We start from the raw sequence: 7,704 nt of genomic DNA on the forward strand, positions 1-7,704 counted from the left end.
CCCAGCGCCCCGTCCCGTACCACCTCCGCCGAATACCGCTTCGACCACGACGAGTTGGGCCCCGACCGGCAGCGCCGCGCCCTGCTCCACCTCACCGACGAACTCGGCCTGCGGCTGCGCACCGCCCACCAGGTCACCCGCGCCCTGACCCTGACCGTCCGCTACGCCGACCGCAGCACCACCACCCGCACCCGCGCCCTGCCCGAACCGACCGCCCACACCCCGGCTCTGACCAGCACCGCCTACGCCCTGCACCAGACCCTGGCCCTCCAGCGGGCCCGCGTACGGTCACTGGCCCTGCGCGCGGAGGACCTCACCGCCTCCGCCGACGCCGCCCACCAGCTCACCTTCGACCGCGGGGCCACCAACACCCGCGCCCTGGAGCCGGTCCTGGACCGCGCTCGCGCCCGCTGGCCGGACTCCGTACGCCCCGCCACGCTGGCGGCAGCCTCCTGACCCGCGCCCCACCGCGTCTCCCCCGTACCCGCCACTCGTTGTCCAGTCTGCGACGTCCGTACCGCCCCTCGTACGACGCCTACGACACTGGAGACGGAGACCCCAGATGCCCCCTGTCCAGCGCGCCCGCATCGCCCTCCACCTGACCGCGGGCCTCTGCCTGGCCTTCGTCACCGTCCAGTACGCGCTGTACGGCCCGTGGCCGCTCGCCCTGCTCTTCGGCATCGTGTCCGTGGTCCCCCTCGACGCGGCGATCCACCTCGCGGCACACGACCCGGCCACCGACGGCCGCCGCCGCGGCGTCGCGCTCACGGACGAGGACTCCGCCGCCCTCGTCCGCGCCGCGCTCAACCAGGCCTGCTGCGAACGCTGGTGGACGGCCCTGGGCACCGACCACGACCCCACATGCCACAACGGGCGGCGCCGCAACGCCGCCTGACGTATCGACACCTTCCGCGGAGGGAGAGAGCCTGCCGCGTTAGGGAGCGAACCTGCCGCGTTACAGTGCCCCGTGATGCGCATCCGTCCTAGCGGGGAGGCTGTCATGCGGGAGATCGAGTTAACGGCCGGGGTCATCGCGTACGACGAGGTCGGCTCGGGGCCGCCGGTCGTCCTGCTGCACGGGCTGATGATGGACCACACGCTGTGGGACCGCGTACTGCCGCTGCTGCCCGAGGGGTTCACATATCTGCGCCCCGTACTGCCGCTGGGATCCCACCGTCGGCCAATGAAGCCCGGCGCCGACCTGACGCTGCGCGGACAGGTCCGCCTGGTCGCCGACTTCCTTGACGCACTCGACCTCGACGGCGTCACCCTGGTACACACCGACTGGGGCGGAGCACTGTTCCTCACCGCCCACGGCCTGGACGCGCGCGTCGCCCGGCAGGTGATCCTCCCGTGCGAGGCGTTCGACAACTTCCCGCCCGGGCTGCCCGGCAAGATGGTGGCCCTCGCCGCCCGCATGCCCGGTGGACTCCAGATGGCCGCCCGTCAGCTGCGTATCGGCTGGCTGCGCCGCTCGCCCCTGATGTTCGGCCGGATGGCACGGCGCCCGGTGCCGGACGACCTGGTCCGCCGCTGGACCGAACCGCTCCTGAGCGGCGACCCCGGAATCCGGCGTGATCTGCTCGCGTACTGCCGCGGACCGTTGGACAAACGGGAACTCGTCCGCGACACCGAGGCCCTGCGCAAGTTCACCGGCGAGACGCTCGTCCTGTGGTCACCCGACAACCGCGTCATGCCACCCGAACACGGCCACCGCCTGGCCGAGCTGCTGCCCGCGGGACGGTACGCCGAGGTACCCGACGCGTACGTACTGTCAACGCTGGACGAGCCCGAGACCGTGGCGCGCGAGATCGGCGGCTTCCTCACCCTCCGCCCTTCACCTTGAGCGTTGTGTCATATTTTGTCACAATTCGCACGGATTGCTTGACAGTTGCGGCCTGCCCGAGAAGCGTGGATCACAGATATGCGACAGTCTGCGACGCTCTGCCGCACCAGTGAGAGACACCTGGAAGCTGAGCAAACGATGACCAGCGCCATGACAACGAAGAGGCTCGGAGCGGGGGTCGCGGCAGTAGCCGCGGCATTCGCGCTGGGTCTGGGCAGCGCCGGGATAGCCGACGCCAAGATCAAACCGGAACCCATCTCCTGTACGAACCCCGGCGGCCACCTGCCAGGCGGACAGCAACCCGAGTGCAAGGGCGGGGCCCACACACAGGAGACCGAGAACCAGAACCCCGCGGGCCACGCGCCCCCTGGACACAACAAGTAGGAAGGTACTGACGGACTCCCCGCGGCCACTGGCCGCGCGAGAGGCCCTCCAACCGAGAGGCCCTCCGACCGATGACGGTTGGAGGGCCTCTCGCAGGCTCTCACCTGCTACTTACCTTCTTGTGGGCGCGGACGGTTTCGAACCGCCGACATCCGCCTTGTAAGGGCGGCGCTCTACCGCTGAGCTACGCGCCCGGGAGATGCGGACACCTTACCTTGCCTCGGGCGGTGCCCCGCAAACGGCCTAGGGTGGGAGTATGTAGGGCAGTCGGTAGCGGGGACGACAGCACTGGAGAAAGATGTGACGGCGACGAGACCATCACGGCCGCACACGCAGCGAGTTGTACGCCACCGCGGGTCCGCGGGTGCCCTCCGGGATGTCGTGACGTTGCTGGTGCTGCCGTTGCCGCTGCTTGCGGCCGCGCTGCCCGCGGCTTTCGCGGGTGGCGGGACGCGGCGGTGGTTCGGGGGACGCGGGGAGAGCCAGCGGGCCGACGCGCAGGCCGCCAAGGACGACGCGGCCGCGGCGTTCTACGAGCTGGACACCGCGCAGCGGGAGCTGCGGATCTCGATCGAGACGATCGCCGCGGTCGACAACTCGCCGCCGGCGCGCCGGGTGGCGTCCGACTTCGCGGCGCTGGGGCAGCGCATCGACGAGGTCAGCCATGAGTACATCAGTGTCGTCGATGCCCATGACCTCGACCGGGATGACCTTGAGGCTTCGGTCGCGGCGCGGGCCAGAAGCGAGCTGACGCGGGTCAAGGACGAGCTGCTCCGGGTCAAGCAGGAACTGGAGCGGTTCGGGCAGGGGCTCGGGCCGCTGCTCGACAAGGCCGAGACCCAGCTGGCCCGCCTCGCACCCGCCGTCGAGCGGGCGCGCCAGGCGCTCCTCGGCGCGAGCACCGCTCTCGACACGGCGCGCGGCGCCGGGCTGCGGGCGGACGACCTCGCGGCACGGCTCGCGGCCCTGGGCCCCGAGCTGACCCGGCTCAACCAGGGGGCCGGGCAGCACGGCGTCCAGGAGACGCTGCACCGCGCCGACCAGGTGCTGCGGGAGGCCGAGGCGGTACGGGTCGAGGCCGCGCGGCTGCCGGAGCGGGCGGCCGAGATCGACCGGCGGCTGGTGTCGCTGCGTACCCGCGCCCAGGCCCTGCAGACCCGGTCCACGCAGGTGGAGCCGGTACTGAGCGAGCTGCGACGACGGTTCACGGCGGCCTGCTGGCAGGACCTGCAGCGGGTGCCCGAGCAGGCGGCCGACGCGGTGAAGCAGGCCGAGCTGAAGCTGTCGGAGGCGCAGAAAGCGCGTGCTGAGCAGCGCTGGGCCGATGCCACCTCACTGCTGAGCACCGTACGGGCGCTCCTGAACAACACGGACGAGGCGGTCTCGGCGGCGGGCAGCCGGCTGCAGCGGCTCAATGCCGTGCAGAAGGACCCGGAGCAGGAGATCCAGCGGACCCGGTTCGCGATCCGGGACGCGCAGCGGCTCGCCATGGCGGGGCGGCACACCCCCGACCCGCAGCACGCCCGTCCGCTGGACGACTCAGTGGCACGCCTTGAGCGTGCGGTGGACGGCCTGGAGGGGCGGCATCCCGACTACTGGCACTTTCTGACCGAGACGGACGCGGTGCGGCAGACGGTGGCCGGGGTGGTGGCGCGGATCCGCGGGGAGCGCGGGGCCGGAGCGTAGGGCTCGCGGCCAGGGCAGGGCTCGGGTCCACGGCGTAGGGCTCCGGGCGCGGACGTAGGGCTCGCGGCGGGTCCTGGCGCAGGGCTCCGCGCTGTGGATTTGTCGGCTTTCCGTCGTGGGCGGATGCTGGGTATACGTACGTGCGCGTGACGCGTCACGTGCGCAGGCCTTCGCGAGCCCAGGGAGGGCTGACATTATGGCCACGCACATACTCCACCACCCCCGGCGGCACATCACGCTCAACGAGCACCTGCCCGTCGACCACCGGCTCAGCAAGTTCTACCGGGTCGGCGCGGGACTGACCGGACTGGTGCTGCTGGCGTTCGGGATCCTGGGGCTGATCGACAAGGTCGGCTTCTTCGACACCGGCGACAACACGATCGCCGGGCTGAACAGCAACGGCGCGCTGAGCGTGCTGTCGATCGCTGTCGGGCTGCTGCTCTTCGTCGGGATGGTGATCGGTGGCAACTTCGCCTCGACGCTGAACATGGTCCTCGGCATCGCGTTCATCCTCAGCGGCTTCGTCAACCTCACGCTGCTGGAGCGGGAGTTCAACCCGCTCAACTTCCGCATCCAGAACGTACTGTTCAGCTTTGTCGTCGGCGTGATGCTGATGTTCTTCGGCATGTACGGGCGGGTCAGTGCGACGCTGCCGCACGACAACCCGTACTGGAAGGGCCGCCATCCCGAGCAGGCGGCTCGGGATGCGGCACGGCGGGCCAGGCGTCAGCGCGGCCAGGGGAGCGAGGCAGGCTGAGACAGCGGGGTCAGCCGCAGCAGCCTCCGCCGCAGCACCCGCCACCGCCACCGGCCGCGGGGGCGGGTGCGGCCGACGCCGCCGAGGCGGAGCCGCCCACGGCCACGGTCGACAGGAGCTTCACGGTGTCCTCGTGCCCCGTGGGGCAGGACGCGGGGGCGGCGGACTCGGCCATCGGCCGGCTGACCTCGAAGGTGTCGCCGCAGGTCCGGCAGCGGAATTCGTAACGGGGCATGGGAACAGGTTAGCGGGCCACCGGGCGGGGGTGGCCCGTCCTGGAACGCCCCCTCAGCGCCTGCGGGCCAGCGTCAGGCCGTCGACCACCGGGAGCATCACACTGTCGACCCGGTCGTCCCCCTTCACCCGCTCGTTGAACTCCTTGATCGCCGCGGCGGCCCCGGTGGCGTCCGGGTCGGTGACCCCGCCGTGCAGGAACACGTTGTCCACGACCAGCAGGCCGCCCTGCCGCATCCTGGGCACCAGTTCCTCCCAGTACCCGACGTAGTTCTGCTTGTCCGCGTCGATGAACGCCATGTCGATGTGCGGCTCCCGGGGCAGCGCGCCCAGGGTCTGCAGCGCGGGCGCGATCCGCAGCTCGATCCGGTCCGCGACCCCGGCCTTCTCCCAGGCCTCGCGGGCGTGCGCCGTCCACTCCTCGGAGACGTCGCAGGTGAGCAGCGTGCCGTCGGACGGGAGCGCCTGGGCCATGGACAGCGAGGAGAGTCCGGTGAAGGTACCGACCTCGACCACGTGCCGCGCCCCGGTCAGCTTCACCAGGAAGGCGAGCAGCGGCCCCTGCTCCTCGGCGACCTGCTTGCCCGCGAACGTCGGGAACTTGGTGTGGGTGACGTCCACGAGCATCCGCTGCACCGGGTCGAGCGGTGGGTTGTGGCCCAGCATGTAGGCGTAGAGCTCGTCGGTCAGGGGCGTGCTGTTTCCCTTGGACATACGGATCGGTCTCCTCGCATCGGGGCGGTCCTCTCTGCTACGCACGCTACTCGGGCGAGGCGGCCGAGAGCAGTTGCCGCAGTATCTCCTCCCCCGCCGCGGCGCCCCGCTCGTCCAGGGCGGTGAGGTGCGGGGCCGTCCAGCCGGTGTCGGCCAGTTCGCCGTGGCCGGGGCGCCAGGAGCGGTCGGCGGCCTGGAGCAGGTCGGCGTCCAGGAGCGAGTCGCCCGCGGCGAGGGTGAGGTCGGCTCCGGTGCGGCGGGCGACCTCGCGCATGGCCGCGCTCTTGGTGAGCGGCCGGGGTACGGCGTAGATCTTGCGGCCCTGGAGCGAGACCGTCCAGCCGCGGCCTTCGGCCCACTCGGCGAGTTCCTTGACCCAGCCGTCGGGGAGCAGCGCGCGGTCGACGACGAGGTAGGCGAAGAGGTCCTCGGCGACCCGCTCCTTGAGCAGCCAGGAGTCGTCGGCGGTACGCACCAGATGGGCGCGGATCTCCGCCAGCGGGGCGCACGCGGCGGCAAGCCGGTCGGCGACCTGGCGCTGCCACTCGGGGTCTGAGACGCCGTCGACCAGAAGGTGGCCGCCGTTGGCGCAGATCGCGTAGCGCGGGGCGGGTCCGGGGAGGTGGATACGGCCGTACTGCTCGCGGGTGCGGGTGGTGGTCGGCACGAAGACGGTGCGGCGGGCCAGCTCGGCGAGGAGTGAGGCCGCGGTCTCGGTGAGGTAGGACAGCGGCTTGCTCTCGTAGACCTCGACGCAGAGCAGGCGGGGTGCGTCCGCGTCGGGCATCGGGAGCTGGAGGGCGGCCGCGGAGTAGATGAGGGTGCGGTCGAGGTCGCTGGCGACCAGGACCCGGCTTTCGGAGGTGCTCACTTCGCGGCCACCGCCTTGCCGTCGGCGCCGGTCGCGCCACGGGTGTACTGGGGGTGGATCAACCCCACGCAGGTGTACGGGAGTCCGTCCACCTCCTCGACGGGCACACCGCGCTGGTCGGCCAGCAGGCGTACGTGGTCGAGGTCGGCTCCGGCGCCGCGCTGGGCGAGGATCTTCCAGGGGACTCGGCGCAGCAGGACGCGGGTGGTCTCGCCGACGCCCGGCTTGACGAGGTTGACGTCGTGGATGCCGTACTCCTCGCTGATCCGCTCGACGGCGGCCCAGCCCTCCCAGGTGGGGGCCCGGTCCGCGGCGAGCGCCTCCTTGGTCTGGGCGTCCACCGCTTCGGCCACCTCGTCGAAGCGGGCCGCGACGGTGTCCAGGAAGTGGCCCGAGACATCCGCGCCTTCGAGCTCGCGGTAGAACTTGGCGCCGTGGAAGTCGTCGGGGCCGACGAGGTCGGCGCGCAGTACGGTGCGCGAGATCAGCCCGGACACGGTGGAGTTGAGGCAGGCGGAGGGGATCAGGAAGTCCTCGCGGGTGCCGTAGGTGCGGACGCAGGAGCCGGGGTCGGCGAGCACGGCGATCTCCGGGTCGAAGCCCGCCGCTCCCCCGGACGCCTCGAACTCCTTCACCGCCTGGGCGAGTTCGCGGGTGATGGCGCCCTTGCCGGTCCAGCCGTCCACGAACACCACGTCGGCCGGGTCGTGGTGGGCGGCGAGCCAGCGCAGCGCGTTGGCGTCGATGCCGCGGCCGCGGACGATGGAGACGGCGTAGTGCGGCAGGTCCAGGCCGTGCCGGTGCTCGGCCCAGCGGCGCATCAGGACGCCTACGGGGGTGCCCGCGCGGGCCAGCGAGACCAGTACGGGGCGCGGTGACCGCTCGGCGATGACCGTCTCGGTGACGACGCCGACGGCCTGGGCGATCCGGGCGGCCGAGGTGTCCAGGGCGGCGCGGAACAGCTCCTGGTACTGCTCGGTGGGCTGGTACTCGACGGGCAGCGACTCCGCGTAGTGCGCGCCGCCGCTCTGGATGGCCTCCTCGCGCTCCTCGGTCGGTGCCTCGAGCTCGGCCGCGGAGAGGTCCTGGAGCAGCCAGCCGACGTCGTCGGGCGCGTACGAGGAGAAGGCGGGGCCGCGGAGGGGCTCGGGCAGCATGGAGGGTTCCTGCCGTTCGGGGACGTGCGAGGGGGCGCTTTGGGGGACGTACGGG

At 71.8% G+C, this 7,704-nt stretch carries 9 protein-coding genes, 1 tRNA gene and 1 pseudogene; 6 read left to right on the forward strand and 5 right to left on the reverse strand.

What is annotated here, in order from left to right; translation table 11 throughout:
* The 4 genes and pseudogenes from U9R90_RS27445 to U9R90_RS27460 all read left to right on the forward strand — a co-directional run.
* Positions 1-456, forward strand: a pseudogene (locus tag U9R90_RS27445) (hypothetical protein); the annotation flags it as partial.
* Positions 457-562: 106 nt separating this feature from the next.
* A complete protein-coding gene (locus tag U9R90_RS27450; protein ID WP_411059362.1) occupies positions 563-895 on the forward strand; it encodes a hypothetical protein in 333 nt (110 codons plus the stop codon).
* Positions 896-1,000: 105 nt separating this feature from the next.
* Entirely contained in the window at positions 1,001-1,846 is an 846-nt protein-coding gene (locus U9R90_RS27455) for an alpha/beta fold hydrolase (RefSeq protein ID WP_411059363.1), read from the forward strand.
* A 150-nt stretch (positions 1,847-1,996) separates the two neighbouring features.
* A complete protein-coding gene (locus U9R90_RS27460) occupies positions 1,997-2,230 on the forward strand; it encodes a hypothetical protein (protein WP_411059364.1) in 234 nt (77 codons plus the stop codon).
* Between the two features lie 122 nt (positions 2,231-2,352).
* Here the strand turns inward: U9R90_RS27460 and U9R90_RS27465 are convergent.
* A tRNA-Val gene (locus U9R90_RS27465) sits at positions 2,353-2,424 on the reverse strand.
* A gap of 106 nt (positions 2,425-2,530) precedes the next feature.
* Here U9R90_RS27465 and U9R90_RS27470 point away from each other — a divergent pair.
* Together U9R90_RS27470 and U9R90_RS27475 are read left to right on the forward strand one after the other, a co-directional pair.
* The gene (locus U9R90_RS27470) at positions 2,531-3,916 is read left to right on the forward strand and encodes a hypothetical protein (protein WP_411059365.1); all 1,386 of its coding nucleotides are present in this window, start codon (positions 2,531-2,533) and stop codon (positions 3,914-3,916) included.
* Between the two features lie 196 nt (positions 3,917-4,112).
* Positions 4,113-4,673: a DUF4383 domain-containing protein gene (locus U9R90_RS27475; protein WP_411059366.1), complete on the forward strand. Its 561-nt coding sequence runs from the start codon at positions 4,113-4,115 to the stop codon at positions 4,671-4,673.
* A gap of 10 nt (positions 4,674-4,683) precedes the next feature.
* On the opposite strand, the gene U9R90_RS27480 is transcribed toward U9R90_RS27475, so the two are convergent.
* The 4 genes from U9R90_RS27480 to U9R90_RS27495 form a co-directional block, all read right to left on the reverse strand.
* A complete protein-coding gene (locus U9R90_RS27480) occupies positions 4,684-4,908 on the reverse strand; it encodes an FmdB family zinc ribbon protein (protein WP_411059367.1) in 225 nt (74 codons plus the stop codon).
* 53 nt (positions 4,909-4,961) lie between these two features.
* Positions 4,962-5,621, reverse strand: coding sequence for an O-methyltransferase (locus tag U9R90_RS27485; protein WP_411059368.1), 660 nt, complete (start codon positions 5,619-5,621; stop codon positions 4,962-4,964).
* Positions 5,622-5,667: 46 nt separating this feature from the next.
* A complete protein-coding gene (locus tag U9R90_RS27490; protein ID WP_411059817.1) occupies positions 5,668-6,408 on the reverse strand; it encodes an HAD family hydrolase in 741 nt (246 codons plus the stop codon).
* An 80-nt stretch (positions 6,409-6,488) separates the two neighbouring features.
* The coding region (locus tag U9R90_RS27495; protein ID WP_411059369.1) for a cysteine protease StiP family protein at positions 6,489-7,704 on the reverse strand (1,216 nt) is incomplete at its 5' end.

This window comes from Streptomyces sp. E11-3 (assembly GCF_046540415.1).
GTDB lineage: Bacteria > Actinomycetota > Actinomycetes > Streptomycetales > Streptomycetaceae > Streptomyces.

Bases quoted from the DNA above. Each gene is read 5' to 3' on its own strand.
- U9R90_RS27450 (WP_411059362.1), top strand. From the start codon at position 563: ATGCCCCCTGTCCAGCGCGCCCGCATCGCCCTCCACCTGACCGCGGGC.
- U9R90_RS27490 (WP_411059817.1), bottom strand. From the start codon at position 6,408: ATGCCCGACGCGGACGCACCCCGCCTGCTCTGCGTCGAGGTCTACGAG.
- U9R90_RS27480 (WP_411059367.1), bottom strand. From the start codon at position 4,908: ATGCCCCGTTACGAATTCCGCTGCCGGACCTGCGGCGACACCTTCGAG.
- U9R90_RS27460 (WP_411059364.1), top strand. From the start codon at position 1,997: ATGACAACGAAGAGGCTCGGAGCGGGGGTCGCGGCAGTAGCCGCGGCA.
- U9R90_RS27455 (WP_411059363.1), top strand. From the start codon at position 1,001: ATGCGGGAGATCGAGTTAACGGCCGGGGTCATCGCGTACGACGAGGTC.
- U9R90_RS27475 (WP_411059366.1), top strand. From the start codon at position 4,113: ATGGCCACGCACATACTCCACCACCCCCGGCGGCACATCACGCTCAAC.
- U9R90_RS27485 (WP_411059368.1), bottom strand. From the start codon at position 5,621: ATGTCCAAGGGAAACAGCACGCCCCTGACCGACGAGCTCTACGCCTAC.